The sequence below is a fragment of the Curtobacterium sp. MCBA15_016 genome, from assembly GCF_001865105.1.
Taxonomy (GTDB): domain Bacteria; phylum Actinomycetota; class Actinomycetes; order Actinomycetales; family Microbacteriaceae; genus Curtobacterium.
The window spans coordinates 75,130-97,356 of the sequence record NZ_MJGR01000014.1 but is presented as its reverse complement, the minus strand read 5'-3'; the positions used below and the strand labels follow the sequence as shown (position 1 = coordinate 97,356).

Genomic DNA, 22,227 nt, shown 5'->3' with positions numbered 1-22,227 from the left:
CCATGACCGACGTCACCACCCCTGAGACCGGCAGCCTGGAGGCGCGGCCCACCCGCGCCTCCCGGCCGCCGGCCAGCGCCGGGTCGCGTTCGACGGCCCCCGGGAGCCGGCCACGTCGGCGCCGCTCCGCCGAGTCCCGCCGTCGCCTGGTCGCGCTGACGATGCTCGCCCCGGCCCTGGCGGGCCTCGTGATCTTCTTCGCGTACCCGCTCGTCGCGTCGATCTTCTACTCGTTCACGCGCTACAACCAGCTGCAGGAACCCGAGTTCGTCGGGTTGCTGAACTACCGGTTCCTCTTCACCCAGGACCCGCAGATCGGCCCCGCGGTCGTGAACACGCTGTGGTTCGTGGTCATCCTCGTGCCGGTCCGGATCGTCTGCGGGCTGCTCGTGGCGGGACTGCTCAGCCGCGCGAAGACGGCGACCGGGTTCTGGCGGACGCTGTTCTACCTGCCCGCCCTGGTGCCGCCCGTCGCGAGCGTCGTCGCGTTCGTGTTCCTCTTCAACCCCGGCACCGGCCCCGTGAACCAGATCCTGCGGGTGTTCGGCATCGACGGCCCGCTCTGGTTCAACGACCCCGCGTGGTCGAAGCCCTCGCTCGTGATCATGGGCGTCTGGGTGATGGGCGACATCATGATCATCTTCCTGGCGTCGCTCCTCGACGTGCCACGCGACCTGTACGAGGCCGCGTCGCTCGACGGGGCGAACGGCGTCCAGCAGGTACGGCACATCACGCTGCCGACGATCGCGCCGGTCATCGGGTTCGCCGCCGTCACGGGGGTGATCGCGGCCCTGCAGTACTTCACCGAGGCCGCCGTCGCGTCGGGCGTCGCCAGCGGCAAGGCCACGATCGGCGGAGGCACCGCGGCGCAGCTCGGCTACCCGGGCACCTCGCTGCTCACCTACACCGAGCTGCTCTACCAGCACGGGTTCGCGAACTTCCAGTTCGGCTACGCGTCCGCGATGGCCGTGGTGCTGTTCGTGGTCACCGCCGTGGTGCTCGTCCTCACGATGCGCCGCATCTCCGTCTTCAGACCCGAGGAGTCCTGATGACCGCCGTGTCCCAGTCCCCGCTCGCCCGGGCTCCCCGCGGTGCGGCGTCCGGCTCCGCCCGCGGTCCGCGCCGCAGCCTGCTGGTCTGGATCGCCGAGCACGCCGCACTCGTCGCGCTCGGCGTCCTGACCATCGCGCCGATCGTGTTCGTCATCCTGACGTCGCTGATGTCGAGCAACCAGGCACTCACCGCGTCGATCGTGCCGCGCCCGTTCGACTTCTCGAACTACGGCCGGGTGTTCACCGAACTGCCGCTCGTGCAGTGGTTCGGCAACTCGTCGATGTACGCCGTGCTCGCCACCGCGTTCATGCTCGTCAGCTCGGTCCCGGCGGCGTACGCGCTCGCCCAGATCAAGTTCCGTGGCGCGAACCTGATCTTCACCGTGATCATCGTCGCGATGCTCCTGCCCCCGCAGGTCACCGCGGTGCCGGTCTACGTGATGTGGTCCGAGCTGCACCTCACCGGCACGCTCTGGCCGCTCATCCTGCCGAACCTGCTCGGCGACGCGTTCAGCATCTTCCTGCTCCGTCAGTTCTTCATGACGATCCCGAAGGAGTACGGGGACGCCGCTCGCATGGACGGATGCAGCGAGTGGGGCGTGCTGTGGCGCGTGGTCGTCCCCATGGCCCGCCCGGGCATCGCGTCGGCGGCGATCTTCATGTTCTTCCACTCGTGGAACGACTACTACGGCCCGCTCCTGTACGCCTCCGAGAACCAGGCCGCCTGGCCGGTGGCGTACGGGCTCGCCACGTTCCGCGGCCAACACGGCACCGATTGGTCGATGACGATGGCGATGACCGTCGTCGTCATGGTGCCCGTCGTCATCATCTTCTTCTTCGCACAGAAGGCATTCGTCGAGGGCATCGCGCTCACCGGCGTGAAGGGATAGCACCACAGTGAAACTCGCAGTCATCGGTGGCGGATCCACCTACACCCCCGAACTCGTGGACGGCTTCGCCCGGCTCCGCGACCAGCTGCCCATCGACGAGCTGTGGCTCGTCGACCCCGACCCCGTCCGACGCGAACTCGTCGGCGGTGTCGCGAAGCGGATGTTCGCCCACGCCGGCCATCCGGGCACGATCCACGTCACGGACGACGTCGTCGCCGGGGTCTCGGACGCCGACGCCGTCATGTTCCAGCTCCGGATCGGCGGGCAGGCCGCCCGGCACCAGGACGAGACCTGGCCGCACGAGGCCTGCTGCATCGGGCAGGAGACCACCGGGCCCGGCGGGTTCGCGAAGGCGCTCCGCACCGTGCCGGTCGTGCTCGAGTACGCGTCGCTCGTCAAGCGGTACGCCAAGCCGGACGCGTGGATCGTCGACTTCACGAACCCGGTGGGCATCGTCACCCGTGCACTGCTCGAAGCGGGGCACCGGGCCGTCGGGCTCTGCAACGTGGCGATCGGGTTCCAGCGGCGCTTCGCGAAGGAGTTCGACGTCGCTCCGTCGGCCGTCCGGCTCGACCACGTCGGTCTGAACCACCTGACGTGGGAGCGCGGCGTCCACGTGACGGACGGCTCTGGTGAGCGCGACGTCCTGTCCGACCTGCTCCGTGCCGACACCGGTGCCCTCGACCGGATGGCGGAGAGCGTGCACATGCCGGCCGACCTCATCCGGCTGCAGCACGCCGTGCCCTCGTACTACCTGCGCTACTTCTACAGCCACGACGTCGTGCTCGAGGAACAGCTGCACGCGCCCACCCGTGCCGAGGCCGTCATGGAGACCGAGCGGGCCCTGCTCGCGAAGTACGCGGACGAGTCCGTCGTGACGAAGCCCGCCGAGCTCGAGCAGCGGGGCGGCGCCTACTACTCCGAGGCGGCGATCGACGTGCTCTCCTCGATCCTCGGCGACCGCGGTGACGTGCAGGTCCTCAACGTGCGCAACGACGGCACGTTCCCGTTCCTCCCCGACGACCACGTGATCGAGGTCCCGGCCCGGGTCACCCGCGCGGCGATCACACCGTTGCCCGTCGCGCCGCTCGACGCCGACATGGTCGGACTCGTGTCGCACGTCGCCGGGTACGAACGCCTCGCCCTCGACGCCGCCGTGCACGGAGGCCGCGACCGCGTGCTCCGCGCGATGTGGGCGCACCCGCTCGTCGGGCAGGTCGACAAGGCCGAACGGCTCACCGATCTGCTCCTGGCCGCGAACGCGGAGCACCTGCCGTGGACGCGATCGGAGCAGCTGACGTGGGCGGGCTGAACGGAGCCGGAGCGTCCGGGGGTGGTGTCGGCACCGCCCGAGCGACCCGCCCGCCCGCACCCGTCCCGCCGGCGCCGAGCGACGTCGTCCTGGCCGTCGACGGTGGCGGCAGCAAGACGGACGTCGTCGCGATCGCACTCGACGGATCGATCGTCGGGCACGCACGGGGCCCCGGCTCGAACCCGCAGACCCGCGGGTGGGACGTCGCCGGGCCGATCCTCGACGACGTCCGGGCGCGGGTCGTCGGCGACCTCGGCGACCGTCGGATCCGGACGACGCACGTGTACCTGGCCGGGCTCGACCTGCACGACGAACTCGTCGCGGCGACCGAGGCGCTCGCGCACTGGGAGGCCGACGGCGGCGCGCCGCACGTCCTCGACAACGACCTGTTCGCACTGCTGCGGGCGGGGACGCTGTCGCCGGACGCCGCCGCGGTCGTCTGCGGCACGGGCATCAACGCGCTCGCGGTCCGGGCCGACGGCACCACCGCACGGTTCCCCGCCATCGGCGACGTCTCCGGCGACTGGGGCGGCGGCGCGTACCTCGGCAACCGTGCGCTGTGGCACGCAGCCCGCGCCGACGACGGTCGCGGACCGGCGACGGCCCTGGTCACGGCCGTCCCGGCGGCACTGGGTCTCCGCAGCGTCCGCGAGGTGACCGAGGCCATCCACTTCGGCCGCCTCGACCAGCGGGTGTTCAACCGGCTGTGCCCGGTGCTGTTCGAGGTCGCCGGCGCGGGCGACGCCGTGGCCACTGGTGTCGTCACGCGGCAGGCCGAGGAGATCGTCCTGCTCGCCGCGGTCGCGCTCGAGCGTCTCGGTCTGGGTGGCTCGGCCGCGAGCCCGGTGCCCGTGGTCCTCGGCGGCGGGGTGCTCGCAGCGCGGGATGCCTTGCTCGTCGAGGGCGTCGTCGACGGCCTCGCTGCCCGGGTGCCCGGAGCGGTGCCGACGTGGGTGACCGATCCTCCCGTGCTCGGGGCGGGGTTGGCGGCGCTGGAGTCCGTCGGGGCCGACGACGCCGCGCTCGACCGTTACCGGCAGGCCGTGCGCTCCCGCGCCTTCGCGAGCACCACGGCGCTGATCCGCTGACGCGGCGCGCGCGCCGCGCGAGCGAAAGCGACAGTGTGCCGCACGACGATCGCGGCACACTGTCGCTTCAGCGGCAGCATCATCGCGCGCACCCTGTGCGCTGTCGCTTCCGCGGCACGACCCACACTGCGCCTGGAGCGCACCCACGCACGGACGGGAGGCGCGGTGCCAGCCCGCACCGCGCCTCCCGTCCGACCGTGCTCGCGCCCATCCCGTGGTCGCGCGCCCCGAGACTCGGCCGGGCGGACGAGATGCGGGCCGCCACGCCGCGAAACTGTCCGCCGAGCCGAGACTCGGCGAGACCGCCGCCGCGCGCCCCGCCGCGCGCCCCGCCGCGCTACGCGCGCGCCAGCAACCCCAGCATGTCGACCACCCGGTTCGAGAACCCCCACTCGTTGTCGTACCAGGCGACCACCTTCACGTGCCGCCCCTCGTCGACACGGGTGAGCAGCGAGTCGAACACGCTCGACTCCGGCCGCCCCGTGATGTCCGTCGACACGAGCGGGTCCGCCGTGAACGCCAGCACCCCCGCGAGCGGCCCGGCGGCGGCAGCACGGTAGGCCTCGTTGACCTCCTCGACGGTGACGTCCCGCGACACCACGGTGTTCAGCTCGACGATCGACCCCACCGGCACCGGCACCCGGATCGCGTCACCCGACAGCTTGCCGTCGAGCCGCGGCAGCACGAGCCCGATGGCCTTGGCAGCCCCGGTCGACGTCGGCACGATGTTCACCCCGGCGGCACGCGCCCGACGCAGGTCGCGGTGCGGACCGTCCTGCAGGTTCTGCTCCTGCGTGTAGGCGTGCACGGTCGTCATGAACCCGTGCTCGATGCCCGCGAGGTCGTCGAGCACCGACGCCAGCGGCGCGAGCGCGTTCGTCGTGCAGGAGGCGTTCGAGACGACGGTGTGCACCGCCGGGTCGTACACGTCGGAGTTCACGCCGTACGCGATGGTGGCGTCCGCGCCGGTGGCGGGCGCGCTGATGAGGACGCGGCGGGCTCCCGCGGTCAGGTGTCCCGCCGCTGCGTCGCGCGCGGTGAACCGGCCGGTCGACTCGAGCACGACCTCGACGCCGAGGTCGCCCCACGGGAGCTCCGCCGGCTCACGCGACGCGAGGACGCGGATGCGCCGTCCGTCGATGACGAGGGTGTCCCCGTCGACCTCGACGGTCCCGGCGAACGGGCCGAGCGCGGAGTCGTACCGGAACAGGTGGGCGAGCGTCTCGGGTGCGGTGAGGTCGTTGACGGCGACGACCTCGAGGTCGTCGCCTCCCCGGGCGAGGAGCGCGCGGAGGGTGTTGCGGCCGATGCGGCCGAAGCCGTTGATCGCGATGCGGGTCATGTGGACTTCCTTTCGTTCCGCGGTCCATGCTCACGGCCCGGGAGGCGCGGCTCCAGTGGCTGGGAAGCCAGCGTTCGAAAGGATGTCGCCACCATTGCGGCGGTGCGGTCAGTCCTGGAAGGTCCGCCGGTACTCGGTCGGCGAGATCCCGAGGATCCGACGGAAGTGCGTCCGCAGGTTGGCGTCCGACCCGAGCCCCGCCCGCTCGGCGACCTGGTCGACGGCGAGGTCCGAGCGCTCGAGCAGCTCCCGTGCGAGGTCGACCCGAGCCCGGAGCACCCACTGCATCGGCGTGTACCCGGTGTCCTCGACGAAGCGCCGCGAGAACGTCCGCGGCGAGACCGTCGCGTTCCGGGCGAGGACCTCGAGCGTCAGCGGGTCGGCGAGGTGCCGGAGCGCCCACTCCCGCGTCTCGGCGAAGACGTCTCCGAGGGGCTCGGGCATGCTCCGCGGGACGTACTGCGCCTGCCCGCCGCTCCGGTACGGGGCACTCACGAGCCGCCGTGCGACTTGGTTCGACAGCCCGACCCCGTGGTCCTGCCGGACGATGTGCAGGCACAGGTCGATCCCGCTCGCCGCTCCCGCACTCGTCAGGACCGACCCGGCGTCGACGAACAGCACGTCCTCGTCCACGTCGACCTCGGGGTACCGGTCGCGGAGCACCCGCGTGTAGTGCCAGTGCGTGGTCGCACGGCGGCCGTCGAGCAGTCCGGCGGCGGCCAGGGCGAACGCCCCGGTGGAGATCGCCGCGATCCGGACGCCCCGCTCGTGCGCCTGCCCGAGCGCCGTCACCACGTCGGCGGGCGGTGGTGTGTCCGCGGGGAACCGGTACCCGGGCACGAAGACCGTCTCGGCCCACTCGAGGGCGTCCAGCCCGTGGTCGACCGCGTAGGCGAGGCCGTCTCCCCCGGCGATGCGTCCCACGCGGGGGCCGCACACCCGGACCTCGTACGGCATGCTCGGGCGGTTCGAGAAGACCTGCGCCGGGATCCCGACGTCGAGCGGCTTGGCCCCGTCGAGCACGAGGACCGCGACGCGGTGCAGGTGGGGCGTGGCCATGCAGCGACGCTAGCGCCCTCCGGGGACGTCAGGCGTCGCGGATCGCGAGGACCCGGTGCGGTGCCGCCCGCTCCGCTCGCCACCCGGTGGGCAGGACGTCCTGGAGTTCCGGCAGCGTGAAGCTCCGCCGGATCGAGCGCAACCCGTCGACCCGCACGAAGGTGCCGGCCGCGACCAGCGTCGAACCGACCGCGTACGCCCGGTAGGCCGAGCGCGACCGCCGGATGTCCGAGTGCAGGCTGCGGCTCGTCGCCAGCTGTTCGGAGTCCGCGAGGAACCCACGCCGCTCCTCGTCGCCGAGGTGGTGCAGCACGTGGTTCGACACGACGACGTCGAACCGCTCCCCCGCGGCGATGAGCTCGGCGCTCGACTGCTGCCGGAAGGTGACACCGCGCGGGGTGGACCGGGTCGCCGCGTCGATCGCCCGCGCGTCCGGGTCGGCCCCGACGACCTCGACGTCGAACCCGTCGGCGGCAGCCCACCGGACGAGCGCCCGCGCGAGGTCGCCGCCGCCGCACCCGAGGTCGAGCACGCGTCCCCGCCCGTTCGCGGGGAGCGCCGGCGCGACGTGCGTCCGCCACGCGGAGCGCCAGCCGCTCACGAGTGCGTTCACCACGGCGAAGCGTCGGAACGTCCGCGCGAGCGCGCGCGGGTCGCAGTCCGGGTCGTCCATGAGTTCGTGGAGGTCCAGTGCGCGCGTGGTCAGGTCGACGGCCGGGAGGCGCGGGTCGATCCCCTCGGCGCGGCTCACGAGACGCCCGTGGTCGCCGTCTCGACCGCGTGGTCGCGGGCTGTTGCCGTCGCGTCCTCGACCGCGTGGTCGCGGGCTGCTGCCGTCGCGTCCTGCTCGCGGGTCGGGATCGACGGTCGCGTGCTGCCGACGGCGGTGAGTCGGGCGGCCTCGACCGTCAGGCCTGGCCCGAACGCGAGCGCGATGACGGGGGCACCGTCGTCGATGCCGTCGTCGAGCACCTGGCGGAGCACGAAGAGCACCGTGGCACTCGAGACGTTCCCGTGGTCGCGGAGGACGGCACGGCTCGCCGCGAGGGCGGCGTCCGGCAGCCCGAGGGCGACCTGCGTCCGGTCGAGGATCGCGCGGCCTCCGGGGTGCACGGCCCAGGTCGGGACGTCGACGGCAGCGGAGCCCACGGCGGACAGCAGCGGTGCGACGGCTTCGGCGACCGTGGCGCCGACGAGCTTCGGGACGGCCGTGCTGAGCACCATCTCGAAGCCCTCGTCGCCGATGTTCCACGCCATCTCGGACGCGCCCTCGGGCACGACCGTCGTCGCGAAGTCGTCCAGGCGGAGCCCGGCACCCTCGGCGGTGACCACGGCGGCCGCTGCACCGTCACCGAAGACGCTGTTGGCGACGATCTGGTCCGGGTCGTCGCTGGCCCGGACGTGCAGCGTGCAGAGCTCGGCGCAGACGACGAGCACCACGGCGGACGGCACCGACTCGGCGAACGCCGCAGCGATGCGGAGCGCTGGGAACGCCGCGCAGCACCCCATGAACCCGATGTGCTGGCGGAAGACCGTGCGGGGGATGCCGAGTTCGGTGACGACGTCGAGGTCGGGGCCGGGCTGGGTGAACCCGGTGCACGAGACGGTCACCACGTGGGTGATCGACTCGGGTGTCACACCCGCGCGGTCCACGGCGTCGCGGGCGGCCGCCACGAACAGGGCCGGGGCGAGCTCGCGGTACCGGTCGTTCCGGGTGCCGGTCGACGGAGACCGCAGCACGCCGTGGTCGTCGCGGAAGGCGCCGGACGGCCGCGTGCTGTCGAGTTCCTCGAGCACCGTGTGCCGGTGCTCCACGGCGGAGGCGTCGAACGCGGCGGGGACGAGCCGCCTGCCGAGCCGGCCCAGGTCGGGCTGCGACGCGAAGAGGTCGCGCACCGCAGCCTGCTCGAGTGTCGTCTCGGGGACGGCGGTACCGATGGCGCGGATCGTTGCGGACACGACTCATCCTGTCACCGGGTCGCTGACGCGTCCCCAGGATCGACGGGAGGCGCGGTGCCAGCCGGCACCGCGCCTCCTGTTCGCCATGTGGTCCGGACTACGACTGCTGCGCGCGCTCCAGCACCAGCTCGCGGACGCGGGCGGCGTCCGCCTGGCCCTGCATGGCCTTCATGACGGCACCGATGATGGCGCCGGCGGCCTGGACCTTGCCGTCCTTGATCTTGGCGAGGACGTCGGGCTGCGCGGCGAGCGCCTGGTCGACCGCGGCGGTGAGCGCCGAGTCGTCCGACACGACCTTCAGCCCACGCGACTCGACGACCTGCGACGGCGACCCTTCGCCGGCGATGACGCCTTCGAGGACCTGGCGTGCCAGGCGGTCGGTCAGGTCACCGGACTCGACGAGGGCGATGAGCTCGGCGACGTGCTGCGGCGAGACGAGGTCACCGGGGGCGGCGTCCCGCGTGTTCGCGACACGGCTGATCTCACCCGTCCACCACTTGCGGGCGGCCTGCGGTGCGGCACCGGCGGCGACGGTCCCCTCGAGCTCGTCGAGCAGCCCGCCGTTCACGACGTCCTGGAACTCGAGGTCGGTGAAGCCCCAGTCGCCCTTGAGCCGACGGCGTCGTGCCACCGGGGCCTCGGGCAGGGAGGCGCGGAGCTCCTCGATCACGGCCGGGTCCGGCACGACCGGGAGCAGGTCGGGCTCCGGGAAGTAGCGGTAGTCGTCGGCGTCGGACTTCGGACGGCCGGCCGAGGTGCGACCGGTGTCCTCGTGCCAGTGCCGCGTCTCCTGCGTGATCGAGCCACCGGCGGCGAGGATCGCGGCCTGACGCTGGATCTCGTAGCGGATGGCCCGCTCGACGGCCCGGAACGAGTTGACGTTCTTCGTCTCCGTGCGCGTGCCGAGCTTCTCCTGCCCGCGGGGACGCAGCGAGATGTTCGCGTCGCAGCGGAGGTTGCCGCGTTCCATGCGGGCCTCGGAGACGCCGAGCGCCCGGACGAGGTCACGGATGACCTGCACGTACGCCGCACCGAGCTCGGGTGCGCGCTCCTCGGCGCCGAAGATCGGCTTCGTGACGATCTCGACGAGCGGGACCCCGGCACGGTTGTAGTCGACGAGCGAGTACTCGGCACCCTGGATGCGGCCCGTGGCACCGCCGACGTGCGTCAGCTTGCCGGCGTCCTCTTCCATGTGGGCGCGCTCGATCGGCACGGTGAAGATGGTGCCGTCGGCGAGCTCGACCTCGACCTCGCCCTCGTACGCGATCGGCTCGTCGTACTGCGAGATCTGGTAGTTCTTCGGGTTGTCCGGGTAGTAGTAGTTCTTCCGGGCGAACCGCGAGGACTCGGCGATCGAGCAGCCGAGCGCGAGCCCGAGCTGGATCGAGTACCGCACGGCCTGCGCGTTGACGACCGGCAGCGACCCGGGGAGCCCGAGGTCGACCGGCGTCACGTTCGTGTTCGGCTCGCCACCGAAGAAGTTCGGCGCGTCCGAGAACATCTTGGTCTTCGTCGCGAGCTCGACGTGGACCTCGAAGCCGAGGACCGGCTCGTACAGCCGGAGTGCCTCGTCGAAGTCCATCAGCGCGTCCTTCTGCGCCATCAGATCACACCTTCCTGCGCAGCGGACTGCTGACTCTGGTCGAGGTCCGGGATGCTGTCGATGAGCGGGCGGCCCCACTGCTGCTCGAGCAGGCGTTCGAGGGCGGCGCCGTACCGGTAGAGCCGGGCGTCCTCGCGCTGCGGTGCCATGAGCTGCACGCCCGTGGGCAGCGAGTCCTCGGGAGCGAGGCCGTTCGGGATGCTCATGCCCGGGACGCCGGCGAGGTTCGCCGGGATCGTCGTCAGGTCGTTGAGGTACATCGCCAGCGGGTCGTCGATGCGCTCACCGATCGGGAACGCGGTCGTCGGGGCCGACGGGCTGACCAGCAGGTCGACCTGCTCGAACGCGGCCTGGAAGTCGCGCTGCACGAGGGTGCGGACCTTCTGCGCCGACCCGTAGTAGGCGTCGTAGTAGCCGGCGCTCAGCGCGTAGGTGCCGAGGATGATGCGGCGCTTCACCTCGGGACCGAAACCGGCCTCGCGCGTGGCGGCCATGACGTCCTCGACGGTGGCACCGTTCTCGGGCGTCACGCGGAGCCCGAAGCGCACGGAGTCGAACTTCGCGAGGTTCGACGACGCCTCGGCCGGGAGGATCAGGTAGTAGGCGCTGATCGCGTAGGCGAACGACGGGGCGTCGATCTCGACGACGACGGCACCGGCCGACTCGAGCAGGGCGACCGTCTCGTGGAAGCGCTGGGTGACGCCCGCCTGGAAGCCCTCGCCACCGGCGAGTTCCTTCACCACGCCGACGCGCAGGCCGCGCAGCGTGTCCGCCTGCAGGCCCTCGCGCGCAGCGGCCGCCATCGACGGCCAGGCGTCGGGGATGCTCGTGGAGTCACGCGGGTCGTGCCCGCCGATGACGTCGTGCAGCAGCGCGGCGTCGAGGACGGTGCGCGACACCGGGCCGACCTGGTCGAGGCTGGAGGCCAGGGCGATCGCGCCGTAGCGGCTCACCCCGCCGTAGGTCGGCTTCACGCCGACGGTTCCGGTGACGGCGCCCGGCTGACGGATCGAGCCGCCGGTGTCCGAGCCGAGGGCGAGCGGTGCCTCGTGCGCGGCGACCGCGGCGGCCGAACCACCACCGGAGCCACCGGGGATGCGGTCGAGGTCCCACGGGTTGTGCGTCGGGCCGTACGCCGAGAACTCGGTCGTCGACCCCATGGCGAACTCGTCCATGTTCGTCTTGCCGAGCGGCACGAGGCCGGCGGCACGGAGCTTCGCGACCGGGGTGGCGTCGTACGGCGGCACCCAGCCTTCGAGGATCTTCGAGCCGGACGTCGTGGGCATGTCCTGCGTGCACAGGACGTCCTTGATCGCGATCGGCACGCCGGCGAGCGGACCGAGGTCGTCACCGGCGGCACGGCGGGAGTCGATCGACTTCGCCGCGGCGATCGCGTTCTGGTTGACGTGCAGGAAGGCGTGGACGTCGCCGTCCACCGCCTGGATGCGGTCGAGGTGCGCCTGGGTGGCCTCGACGCTCGAGACGTCGCGCGCCACGAGGGCGTCGGCGAGCGCCGCGGCGCTCAGCTTCGTGATGTCGGTCACTGCTCTTCTCCCAGGATGGCCGTCACGCGGAACCGTTCGCCGTCGGAGTCGGGTGCGCCCGAGAGCGCCTGCTCCTGCGTGAGGGTCGGACCGACCACGTCGGGTCGGGTGACGTTGCCGAGCGGCACGGGGTGGCTGGTCGCCGGGACGTCCGGGGTGGCGACCTCGGTGACCTTGGCGACGCTGTCGACGATGTGCGACAGCTCCCCCGTGAGCTTCTCGATCTCTTCGGGCGTGAGTGCGATACGTGCGAGGTTCGCCAGGTGGGCGACCTGCTCGCTCGTGATGTCAGGCATGGTGCTCCGTCGATCGGTTCGTGGATTGCGCACCAGTCTATTGGTGCCTCAGTGGCCCTTCTGCTTCCCCTGCGGCTTCTGTGGAGACTGCTGCGCCGGCTGCTGCGCTCCCGTCTGCTGACCCTGCTGCTGGCTCTGCTGCTGCGTCGCCGCCGCGTCACCCTGGGAACCGCCCGACGATCCGCTCGACGACGTGTGGCTGGCCTGGCCGATCATCGCCGGGTCCGCAGCCGGCAGCGTGCCACCGCCCACGGTCTGGTCGAGGTACGACATCATCGACTTGCCGACGCCGAACTTCGCGCTGTACCCGGTGGTCCCCTGCAGGAACGGCCAGTTCGCCAGGCTCACGTTGCCCTGGACGTTGCCGATCCAGGTCGCGTTCGTGTACTTCGTGCTCGACGCGACGAGCCAGTTCTGCACGTCACCGTCGGTGGTGCCGGTCTTCGCGAACTTCGGGGTGCTGTCGCCGGGGTTGGCGCTCGCGGCCGTGCCGGACCCGGTGAGGACGCCCTGCAACGCGTAGTCGACCGTCCCGGCCACGTCGGCAGCGACGCCCTGCGTGCAGGACGACGGCGTCGGGGTGATCTTCGTGCCGTCCGACTCGGTGACGGAGTCGATGGCGGTCGGCGTGCAGACGACGCCGCCGTTCGCGAAGCCCGCGTAGGCCTCGGCGAGGTCGATCGGGGACAGGTTGTTCACGCCGAGGATCGACGACGGGGTCTGTCCGAGCGCGCCGCCGGCCGCCGGGTGGATGCCCATCGACTGGGCGAGCTGCGCGATCTTGCACAGGTCGAGCTGCTTGCCCATCGCGGCGTAGGCGGTGTTGATCGACTCCGACGTCGCGGCCTGCACGGTCATCGACGACGGCACGTTCTCGGCGTTCGACACCGGCCAGGTCCCGCCGCTGACGTCCTGGCAGGTGTTCGTGAACTCCGAGTTCTGGAACGTGTGCTCGGTCGTCGACACCGACTGCGAGAGCGTGTGCCCGGTGGCGAGCCACTCGGCGAGCGTGAACACCTTGTACGTCGAGCCCGTCTGGAACCCGCCCGAGTTGCCGTACCCGCTGTCGGCGCTGTAGTTCACCGCGGTCGACCCTGCCGTCGAGGTGTCGCCCTGGGTGTACTGCGTGTTCTGCACCATCGAGAGGATCCGGCCGGTGCCCGGCTCCACGGTGACGTTCGAGCCGCCGACGTCGACGCCGGCCATCGTCGACGGGACGTAGGTCGACAGCGCGGTCTGCGCCTGGGACTGCAGGTCGAGGTCGAGCGAGGTGTGGATCTCGAGGCCCTTGGTGTCGAGCGTCGCGATGCGCTCGGCGGCCGTCTTGCCGAACGCCGGGTCCTGCAGCACCTGGTCGCGCACGTAGTCGCAGAAGTACCCGGCGTCGTACCCGGTCGCGGCCGAGGAGCAGCCGTTCGCCGTGGCGGTGATCTTCGGCGTGACCGGTGTCGCCTTCGCCTGCTCGAGCTGCGCCTTCGTGATGTCGTGGTGGACGTACATGCGCTGCAGCACGTAGTCGCGGCGTTCCTTGGTGGCCGAGTAGCCGTTCTTCGCGCCGTTGTCGGCGTTCGACGGCTGGTCGATGCGCAGGTTGGACGGGTTGTTGAGGATCGCGACGAGGGTGGCCGACTGGACGAGCGAGAGGTCCTTCGCGTGCACGCCGAAGTAGTACTCGGCACCGGCCTCGGCGCCGTACACGCGGCCGCCGAGCCCGACCAGGTTCAGGTACCCGGTGAGGATCTGGTCCTTCGAGTACTTCTTGTTCACGGCGATCGCGTACCGCATCTCCTGGAGCTTGCGCTGCGGGGTCACCCCGGCGGCGTCCTCGTAGCACGCGGCGACCTTCTTCTCGGTGTCCGCGGCGTCCTTGCCCGTGAGCTCCTCGCACTGCTGCACGAGGACGTTCTTCACGTACTGTTGGGTGATGCTCGACCCGCCCTGCACGTCACCGCCGACGACCGTCGCCGCCGCACCGCGGAGCGTGCCGACGACGTCGATGCCGCCCTCGTCGTAGAAGCGGGGGTCCTCGGTGTCGATCGCCGCCTGCTTGAGCGTCTTCGCCATCGCCCCGGACGCCACGGTCGTGCGGTTCTCGGCGTAGAACGAGGCGATCTTGACCTGCTGTCCGCCCTTCTCCGCGTAGACGGAGGAGACCTGCTGCGGCGTCTGGATGTCGAGGTAGCTCGGCAGGTCCTCGAAGAAGGACACCGCCCCGGACGTGCTCTCGCCCGCGACGGCGACCCCCGGCGTGACCGCCACGGCGACGAGCATGCCGGCCAGCGCCGACATCGCGACGAACGTCAGGAGAGCACCAGGCCATCGCACCACACGCATGCAGGGCACCGTACGGTCACGATCTGGACTGGTTCTGCCGTGGAACGAGTCCAGGCTGCACCGCCCCTCAGGTTGCCACCCAGGATCAGTCGCGGGGCTGGAGGTCCTGCGGTCGGACGAGGTACATGTCCGGCGACGCCTGCGGCAGCCCGTCGCCACCGCGCTCACCGCGCCGGACCTGCTCGCGCACGAGGTCCCCGCGGCCGACGGCGATGAGCGCCACGTCGTGCAGCGACGCCGTCCCCGGCTTGAGGTAGTCGTTGTGCCCGACCGGTCGGCGGAACACCTCGCCGGCCTCCTGCACGTCGACGCCGCCGGTCAGGTCGAGCACGGTCGAGCCGAACCCCGCGGAACCGGGATCGGTGCCGAAGTACCCGGAGCCGGCGATCGGGTCGCTGTGCGCGTCCCCGACGAACACCTGCCCGGCGCTGACGGCCAGGTCGGCCGAGGTGCGCACGTCGCTCCCCGGCGAGCCCAGGACCGTCAGGGTGTCCGCGCTCATCTCCCCCGAGGCCAGTGCCATGAGCGCCGCGGTCGACCCGTACGAGTGGGCGACGATGTTCACCCGCGGTTCGTCGCCGTCGCGGATCTCCCGGAGCCCGCCGACCGTCCGGGCGAGGCGCTCCCCGCCCGTCTTGGCCATGCCGAGCGACATGATGTTCGACAGGTCCGGCGTGCGGTAGCCCATCCACGCCACGACGGCGACGCCGTTGCCCGAGCCGGGCGCGGCCAGACCGGCCACGGTCGCCTGCTCGGTGTAGAGGTCGTTCGCGGTGTTCGTGAAGTCCGCCATCTGGCCGGTCACGGTGAAGAACATGCCGGGGACGACGACCGTGACGTCGGCGGCGGTGTCCAGGTCCCCGACGGCGATGGCCGCGCGCCCGGCCCCTCGCGTGTCGAGCGTGATGAGGTACCGGTCCGGTGCACCGACCTCGTGCACGAGCGCGTCGCGGACCTGGCCGAGCATCGCGGTCACGGCGGCCGCGGCCGAGTGGTCGGCGAGACCCGTGGCGAGGACCGCCCGGTTCGCACGGTCGCGGACCGCGTAGGGCACGCCCTCGAGGTTCCCGACGACGGACGGCGCGAGGGTCGTCAGGGTGTCGCGCTCGTCGTCCGTGAGTCCGGACCACCAGGCGGTGACCTCGGCGGCGGTCGGCGGGTCGTCCTCGGCGGTCGCGAGCACGTGACGGTCCTGCCCGGCACGGAGGAGGTCCGCGCCGCTGAGCGACGACAGGTCGGTGAGGAACGCCCGCCCGTGCTCGACGGTGACCCCACCCGACGCGGACGACGGCCCGGACACGGACACCGACGCGGTCAGGTGTACCCCGGTCATGACCGGTCGGGGTACTGAGGCACCCTCAGGGACCCGCGCGATCGCGTGCACGACGGCCACGGAGTGGGTGGCGGGCGCGACTGGGGCCTCGACCACTCCGAGCGAGTGCATCGAGGCGGTGAGCAGAGCCGCGGCGATGAGCAGCAATCGGGTCTCCCCCGGGAAGGCCGTCCCGTCGACTCCCTGCAGACGACGGGTGATGCTCTATCGAGTGTAAGGAGAATAGCCTTCCCGAGGACGTGCGCGTTGCAACTTGTCCCCCGAACTGGGTGGACACACAGGCGCGCCGTACCGCACCGACCGACGCCGGACGTGCTCCTGAGTCGGACTCAGTCCTCGGGGTCGTCCCCGGCCGCGTCGCCGAGCGCCGCCGGTCCCTCGGTCACCAGCAGGCGGAACTGCTCGGCGTCGATGATCCGGACCCCGAGCTGTTCGGCCTTGGTGAGCTTCGAACCGGCACCGGGACCGGCCGCGACGAAGTCCGTCTTCTTGCTCACGCTCGAGGCGGCCTTGCCGCCCGCGGCGATGATCGCCTCCTGCGCGCCCTCGCGGCTGTACCCCTCGAGGGAGCCCGTCGCCACGACGGTCAGCCCGCTGAGCACGCCGCCTTCTACGTCCGCGGCGCCCGGTCCGGGGTGCCCGGGCGTGGTGAACTGCACGCCCGCCGCCGTCCAGCGGTCGATGATGTCGCGGTGCCAGTCGACCTCGAACCAGTCGAGCAGGGCGTCGGCGATGATCCCGCCGACACCGTCCACCGCGGCGAGTTCCTCGCGCGAGGCGGCCCGGATGGCGTCGAGGGACCCGAAGTGGTTCGCGAGCGCGCGGGCTGCCACCGGCCCGACGTGCCGGATGCTCAGGCCGACCATGATCCGCCAGAGCGGCTTCGTCTTCGCGGCGTCGATGTTCGCGAGCATCTCGAACGCGTTCTTCGACGGGTACCGGCTCGGTTCGCCCGTGTAGTCCGCTCCCCGTGCGTCGGGGTCGAACGGCGGGTCGGTCTTCTTGCGCGCCCGGCTGAACGGCGTGACCCGCTTCGGCGCACCGTCGTCGGTGGTCTTCTCCATGCCGGTCTCGGCGTCGCGGACGATCACCTCGATCGGGACGATGTCCTCCATCGTCAGGTCGAACAGGCCGGCCTCGGTCTCGAGCGGGGGCTGCTCGGGGTGGAGCGGCTGCGTGAGGGCCGCCGCAGCGACCTCGCCCAGCCCCTCGATGTCGAGCGAGCCACGGGAGGCGATGTGCTCGACCCGGCCGCGCACCTGCGCCGGGCAGCTCTCCGCGTTCGGGCAGCGGAGGTCGATGTCGCCTTCCTTCGCGGGGGCGAGGGGCGTGCCGCACTCGGGGCAGTTCGTCGGCATGACGAACTCGCGCTCGCTGCCGTCGCGGAGCTCGACGACCGGACCGAGCACCTCGGGGATGACGTCGCCCGCCTTCCGGAGCACCACGGTGTCCCCGATGAGGACGCCCTTCGCCTTGACGACCTGCTGGTTGTGCAGGGTCGCCTGGCGCACGACCGACCCGGCGACCTCGGCCGGGGCCATCACCGCGAAGGGCGTGGCGCGACCGGTCCGACCGACGCTGACGACCACGTCGAGGAGTGTCGTGTGGACCTCTTCCGGCGGGTACTTGTACGCGATCGCCCACCGCGGGGCGCGCGACGTCGACCCGAGTTCCTCGTGCAGGGCGAGGTCGTCGACCTTGATCACGATGCCGTCGATCTGGTGCTCGACCGACGCCCGTCGCTCGCCGTAGTCCTTGACGAAGGCCAGCACCTCGTCGATGGAGTCGAAGACCCGGTAGTGCGAACTCGTCGGCAGGCCCCACGTCTGCAGGAGCTCGTACACCTCGGACTGCGCACGGACGTCGGTGTCCCGTTCGAGTTCGCGGACGGGCCACGCGCCGATGCCGTGCACGAGCATGCGGAGCCGACGGAGCCGGTCCACCATGAGCTCGCGCTTCGCCTCGGACTTGCCCTCCTCCTTCTGGCGGAGGGATCCGGCTGCCGCGTTGCGCGGGTTCGCGAAGACCCGCTCCCCCGCGTCGCGCTGCTTGGCGTTCAGTTCGTCGAACTGCTCGACCGGGAAGAAGATCTCGCCGCGGACCTCGACGAGGGGCGGGTGCCCGGAACCGGACAGGCGGTCCGGGATCGTGCCCATCGTGCGGACGTTGCCGGTGACGTCCTCGCCGACGACGCCGTCACCGCGCGTCGCGGCCGAGACGAGCCGACCGTGCTCGTACCGGAGGTTGATCGCGAGCCCGTCGATCTTCAGCTCGGTGAGGAACCGGACGCGCTCGGCACCGGCGTCGCGCTGCACCTTGACCGCCCAGTCGACGAGTTCGTCCGGGCTGAAGACGTTGTCGAGGCTGAGCATCCGCTCGGCGTGCTCGACCGGCGCGAACTGCACGGTCTGCGCCTGGCCGCCCACGGTCTGGGTCGGGCTGTCCTCGGTGAGGAGTTCCGGGAATCGCTGCTCGATCGCGTCGAGGCGGTGGACGAGCCCGTCGTACTCGCCGTCCGCGACCGTCGACCCGTTCTCGTCGTAGTACGCGTGCCGCAGCTCGTTGATGCTGGACCGGAGCCGGTCGACCTCACGCTGCGCCTGCGCCGCGTCGAGTGCGGCGGGGTCGATCGTCTCGAACGTCGAGTCCGCGGGCGTCGTGTCGCTCATGCCCTCAGTTCTACCGGCAACCACCGACCGGACGCGCAGCCGACGGGCAACCCGGGAGCGCCGCGCGGTCAGACGGAGGCGGGCACCGCCGACACCGTCGCGTCGATCGTGCACTGCCCGAGCACCCGGGTGCCGACGTACACGACCGCGGTCTGCCCCGGCGCGACGCCCGAGAGCGGCTCGTCGACGTCGATGACCAGCTGGCCGTCGGTCACCCGTGCGGTCGCGGGCACCGGGTCGGCGTGCGCCCGGATCTGCACGTCGCAGGCGAACGGCGTGGACGGGTCGGCGGGCGCGGTGCCGGCCCAGGTGAAGCGCGACCCGGACATCGAGGTCACGTCGAGCGCCTCCTTCGGGCCGACCACGACGGTGTTCTCTTTCGGTCGGATCTCGAGCACGAACCGCGGCTTGCCGTCCGGTGCCGGTCGACCGAGGTGCAGTCCGCGCCGCTGTCCGACCGTGTACCCGGTCGCCCCGTCGTGCGCACCGACGACCGTGCCGTCCCGCTCGACGACGTCGCCGGGGGCCGCGCCGACGCGGTCCGCCAGCCAGCCCCGGGTGTCGCCGTCCGGGATGAAGCAGATGTCGTAGGAGTCGGGCTTCTGCGCCACGGTGAGGCCTCGCGCCGCCGCCTCGGCCCGGACCTCGTCCTTCGAGGGCGTCGCTCCGAGCGGGAACATCGCGTGCTGGAGCTGCTCGGCGGTCAGGACGCCGAGGACGTACGACTGGTCCTTCGCCCACGCCGCCGAGCGGTGCAGCTCGCGCGCCCCGTCCGGACCGGTGACGATCGAGGCGTAGTGCCCGGTGCAGACGGCGTCGAACCCGAGGGCGAGCGCCTTCTCGAGCAACGCCGCGAACTTGATCCGCTCGTTGCAGCGCATGCAGGGGTTCGGCGTCCGGCCGGCCTGGTACTCGGCCACGAAGTCGTCGACGACGTCCTCCTTGAACCGGGCCGAGAAGTCCCACACGTAGTACGGGATGCCGAGCGCGGACGCGGCGCGCTGGGCGTCCATCGAGTCCTCGATCGTGCAGCAGCCGCGGCTGCCGGTGCGCAGGGTCCCGGGCATGCGGCTCAGCGCCAGGTGCACACCGACCACGTCGTGCCCGGCGTCGACCGCCCGGGCTGCGGCCACCGCCGAGTCGACCCCACCGCTCATCGCCGCCAGAACTCGCATGGCTCCAGGGTAACCCGCCGACGAAGCGGTACCGCGGGCGTACCGTTGTCCGAGCGATGACCTCCGAGACCCCTGCCTTCGACTTCCGGTCGGTCCTGCTGTCCGGGTTCCTGCCCGCAGCGCTCTTCGCGATCGGCGAGGGCGCGATCATCCCGATCATCCCGATCGCGGCGAGCTCCCTCGGCGCGAGCCTGGCGTTCGCGGGCTTCGTCGCGGCGCTCATCCTCGTGGGCGAGCTCATCGGGGACGTGCCGTCCGGGGTGGTGGTCGCCCGCATCGGGGAGCGCAACGCGATGATCGGCGCGGCGGTCGTCTCCGTCGTCGGGCTCCTGGTGTGCACGGCCGCCCCGAACGCCTGGGTCCTCGCGCTCGGGGTGTTCCTCGTCGGTGTCTCCACCGCCGTCTTCGCCCTCGCTCGGCACGCCTACATGACGACGGCGATCCCCCTCCACATCCGGGCACGGGCGCTGTCGAGCCTCGGTGGCGTGTTCCGCTTCGGCTACTTCGTCGGACCGTTCATCGCCGCCGGTGTCGTGCACCTGACGGGCACCACGCAGAGCGCGTTCTGGATCCACATCGTCTGCTGCCTGCTGGCGGCGGTGACGCTCCTCGTCCTGCGCGACCCCGCGACGGGCGCACGCGGCTTCCGCAGGCCGAGCCGCGCCTCCCGGCCCACGACGGACGACGCGAGCGACAAGACCGACGCGACCACCACGGAGCCGCCCGCCGACACCGGCGCGCAGTTCGTCCAAGAGGAGGCGCACGGCCTCTTCCGCACCATCCGCGCGAACCGGGCCGTGCTCCTCCGGCTCGGCAGCGGTGCCGGCCTGATCGGCGCGCTCCGCGCCGGCCGCCAGGTCATCCTGCCGCTCTGGGCGGTCAGCGTCGGGCTCGACGACTCGACCGCAGCGCTCGTCATCGGCATCGCCGGTGCGGTCGACTTCGCGCTCTTCTACACGAGCGGGCAGATCATGGACCGATGGGGCCGCCTGGCGAGCGCACTCCCCTGCATGGTCGGGCTCAGCATCAGCTACTTCCTGCTCGCGTGGTCCGGACACCTCGACGCCCGGGTGGGCTGGTTCGTCGCGATCGCGATGGGGATGTCGCTCGCGAACGGGGTCGGGTCGGGCATCCTCATGACGCTCGGCGCGGACCTCGCGCCGCGGGACCACCCGGCGCCGTTCCTGGGCGCCTGGAGGTTCACCGGCGACTTCGGGCAAGCCGCTGCACCGCTCCTCATCTCCGGCGTGACCGCTGTCGCGTCGATCGCGGTCGCGAGCGGGGTGATGGGGGTGCTCGGCCTGGTCGGCGCGGGCATCCTGTTGCGGTACGTGCCGCGGTACCTCCCACGGAAGCTGCGCTGACCGTCCGCCGAACGGCCGGTCGGGGCGGCCCAGGAGGCGCGGATCACGTCCGGCGCGCGGGTGGCGCTCGGTAGACTGCCGCTGCTCGCGGGAGTGGTGGAATCGGTAGACACGCAGGATTTAGGTTCCTGTGCCCCTGGCGTGAGGGTTCGAGTCCCTCCTTCCGCACCAGAGTCTGCGTCCTCACGCATCTCATACCACCGAGGGACGTTGCCGTCATCGGCGGACGGTACCCTCGTCCTGCGGGACGCCTCCCCGTGTCCCCGCCTCCACGACCGGAAGAATCATGCACTCCGTCGCACTCGCCCTGATCCCCTGGCTGGATCCGCAGTACATCCTCGACAACTTCGGGGCCATCGCCGTGTTCGTGGTGTGCGCCATCATCTTCGCCGAGACCGGGCTGCTCGTCGGCTTCATCTTCCCGGGCGACAGCCTGCTCGTCATCACCGGCCTCTTCGCGTTCGACCGCGGTGGCGAGATCGGCGGCATCCCCGTCTGGATCGCCGCGCTCATGATCGCCGCGTCCGCGTTCCTCGGCGGCGAGCTCGGCTACTACATCGGCAAGAAGGCCGGCCCGCCCATCTTCGAGCGCAAGGAGAGCGGGCTGTTCTCCAAGGCGAACGTCGACCGCACGAACGCGTTCTTCCACCGGTTCGGGCCCCTCGCGGTGATCCTTGCCCGGTTCGTCCCCGTCGTGCGGACGTTCCTGCCGATCGCCGCCGGTGTGGGCCGGATGAACTACAAGAAGTACTCGCTGTACAACGCGATCGGCGCCGTCGTGTGGGGCGTCGGGGTGACGTTCCTCGGGTACTTCATCGGGCACATCCCGTTCGTCGCGCACATCGTCCGCGAGTACATCGACATCATCCTGCTCGCGGCCGTCGTCGTGACGGTCGTGCCGATGGCGCTGACGTACTTCCGGAACGCGCGCAAGGCGAAGCGCGACGAGGCCGCGGCCGAGGCGGGGACCGAGCCGCAGCGCTGACGGTCCGTCCTGACGGACAGGAGGCGCGGTGCCGGCTGGCGCCGCGCCTCCTGTCCGTCGCGGGCCGTGCCGGGCCGCGCGCTCGCGTCGGGCCGCTCGGTCCGCTCACGTCGCCGAGCGGGCGAAATACGTCCCCCTCGGCGCCCCCGCGCCGCACATTCCGCCCGCTCGCCGCACGCCCGCCGCGCCGAGCCGCCGCCCACTCCGCCGAGCGGGCGAAGT

General features: G+C 71.7%; 17 protein-coding genes and 1 tRNA gene. 7 read left to right on the top strand and 11 right to left on the bottom strand.

The features are described from left to right. The first annotated feature begins 2 nt into the window (after nt 1–2). The 4 genes from BIV03_RS06130 to BIV03_RS06115 are packed head-to-tail and all read left to right on the top strand — an operon-like array spanning nt 3 to nt 4,342. Nucleotides 3–1,049, top strand: coding sequence for a carbohydrate ABC transporter permease (locus tag BIV03_RS06130; RefSeq protein ID WP_217637349.1), 1,047 nt, complete (start codon nt 3–5; stop codon nt 1,047–1,049). Further along, a complete protein-coding gene (locus BIV03_RS06125) occupies nt 1,049–1,942 on the top strand; it encodes a carbohydrate ABC transporter permease (RefSeq protein WP_071295012.1) in 894 nt (297 codons plus the stop codon). The genes BIV03_RS06130 and BIV03_RS06125 overlap by 1 nt, the downstream gene beginning before the upstream one ends. A gap of 7 nt (nt 1,943–1,949) precedes the next feature. Further along, nucleotides 1,950–3,254 (top strand): 6-phospho-beta-glucosidase, encoded by a 1,305-nt coding sequence (locus tag BIV03_RS06120; protein WP_071295011.1) that lies wholly within the window; start codon nt 1,950–1,952, stop codon nt 3,252–3,254. Next, nucleotides 3,242–4,342, top strand: coding sequence for an N-acetylglucosamine kinase (locus tag BIV03_RS06115; RefSeq protein WP_254790760.1), 1,101 nt, complete (start codon nt 3,242–3,244; stop codon nt 4,340–4,342). The genes BIV03_RS06120 and BIV03_RS06115 overlap by 13 nt, the downstream gene beginning before the upstream one ends. Before the next feature lie 337 nt (nt 4,343–4,679). Here BIV03_RS06115 and gap read toward each other — a convergent pair whose 3' ends face one another. The 11 genes from gap to mnmA form a co-directional block, all read right to left on the bottom strand. Then, on the bottom strand, nt 4,680–5,684 hold the full coding sequence (gene gap, locus BIV03_RS06110) for a type I glyceraldehyde-3-phosphate dehydrogenase (RefSeq protein ID WP_071295010.1): 1,005 nt from the start codon (nt 5,682–5,684) through the stop codon (nt 4,680–4,682). A gap of 108 nt (nt 5,685–5,792) precedes the next feature. Further along, nucleotides 5,793–6,743: a GlxA family transcriptional regulator gene (locus BIV03_RS06105; RefSeq protein ID WP_071295009.1), complete on the bottom strand. Its 951-nt coding sequence runs from the start codon at nt 6,741–6,743 to the stop codon at nt 5,793–5,795. Between the two features lie 28 nt (nt 6,744–6,771). Beyond that, on the bottom strand, nt 6,772–7,494 hold the full coding sequence (locus BIV03_RS06100) for a methyltransferase domain-containing protein (protein WP_083403238.1): 723 nt from the start codon (nt 7,492–7,494) through the stop codon (nt 6,772–6,774). After that, nucleotides 7,491–8,702: a type III polyketide synthase gene (locus BIV03_RS06095; RefSeq protein WP_083403237.1), complete on the bottom strand. Its 1,212-nt coding sequence runs from the start codon at nt 8,700–8,702 to the stop codon at nt 7,491–7,493. The genes BIV03_RS06100 and BIV03_RS06095 overlap by 4 nt, the downstream gene beginning before the upstream one ends. A gap of 97 nt (nt 8,703–8,799) precedes the next feature. Next, a complete protein-coding gene (gene gatB / locus BIV03_RS06090; RefSeq protein WP_071295008.1) occupies nt 8,800–10,305 on the bottom strand; it encodes an Asp-tRNA(Asn)/Glu-tRNA(Gln) amidotransferase subunit GatB in 1,506 nt (501 codons plus the stop codon). After that, nucleotides 10,305–11,849 carry an Asp-tRNA(Asn)/Glu-tRNA(Gln) amidotransferase subunit GatA gene (gene gatA, locus BIV03_RS06085; protein WP_070416659.1) on the bottom strand — a complete coding sequence of 515 codons (1,545 nt, stop codon included), beginning with the start codon at nt 11,847–11,849 and terminating at the stop codon, nt 10,305–10,307. Before gatA ends, gatB begins: the two co-directional genes overlap by 1 nt. Next, nucleotides 11,846–12,145 carry an Asp-tRNA(Asn)/Glu-tRNA(Gln) amidotransferase subunit GatC gene (gene gatC / locus BIV03_RS06080; RefSeq protein ID WP_070416660.1) on the bottom strand — a complete coding sequence of 100 codons (300 nt, stop codon included), beginning with the start codon at nt 12,143–12,145 and terminating at the stop codon, nt 11,846–11,848. The genes gatA and gatC overlap by 4 nt, the downstream gene beginning before the upstream one ends. 48 nt (nt 12,146–12,193) lie before the next feature. Next, a complete protein-coding gene (locus tag BIV03_RS06075) occupies nt 12,194–14,479 on the bottom strand; it encodes a transglycosylase domain-containing protein (RefSeq protein ID WP_083403236.1) in 2,286 nt (761 codons plus the stop codon). An 85-nt stretch (nt 14,480–14,564) separates the two neighbouring features. After that, the gene (locus BIV03_RS06070; protein ID WP_175473698.1) at nt 14,565–15,812 is read right to left on the bottom strand and encodes an alpha/beta hydrolase; all 1,248 of its coding nucleotides are present in this window, start codon (nt 15,810–15,812) and stop codon (nt 14,565–14,567) included. Between the two features lie 329 nt (nt 15,813–16,141). Then, nucleotides 16,142–18,481, bottom strand: a complete 2,340-nt coding sequence (gene ligA, locus BIV03_RS06065; protein ID WP_175475738.1) for an NAD-dependent DNA ligase LigA — start codon at nt 18,479–18,481, stop codon at nt 16,142–16,144. Nucleotides 18,482–18,549: 68 nt separating this feature from the next. Next, nucleotides 18,550–19,656, bottom strand: coding sequence for a tRNA 2-thiouridine(34) synthase MnmA (mnmA, locus tag BIV03_RS06060; protein ID WP_083403235.1), 1,107 nt, complete (start codon nt 19,654–19,656; stop codon nt 18,550–18,552). 56 nt (nt 19,657–19,712) lie between these two features. Between mnmA and BIV03_RS06055 the strand changes: the two genes are divergently transcribed. The 3 genes from BIV03_RS06055 to BIV03_RS06045 all read left to right on the top strand — a co-directional run bounded on the left by BIV03_RS06055 (nt 19,713) and on the right by BIV03_RS06045 (nt 22,005). Then, nucleotides 19,713–21,020, top strand: coding sequence for an MFS transporter (locus tag BIV03_RS06055; RefSeq protein WP_071295004.1), 1,308 nt, complete (start codon nt 19,713–19,715; stop codon nt 21,018–21,020). Nucleotides 21,021–21,107: 87 nt separating this feature from the next. After that, nucleotides 21,108–21,191 (top strand) — tRNA-Leu (locus tag BIV03_RS06050). A gap of 115 nt (nt 21,192–21,306) precedes the next feature. Then, nucleotides 21,307–22,005 (top strand): DedA family protein, encoded by a 699-nt coding sequence (locus tag BIV03_RS06045; RefSeq protein ID WP_070416665.1) that lies wholly within the window; start codon nt 21,307–21,309, stop codon nt 22,003–22,005. Nucleotides 22,006–22,227: the final 222 nt, after the last annotated feature.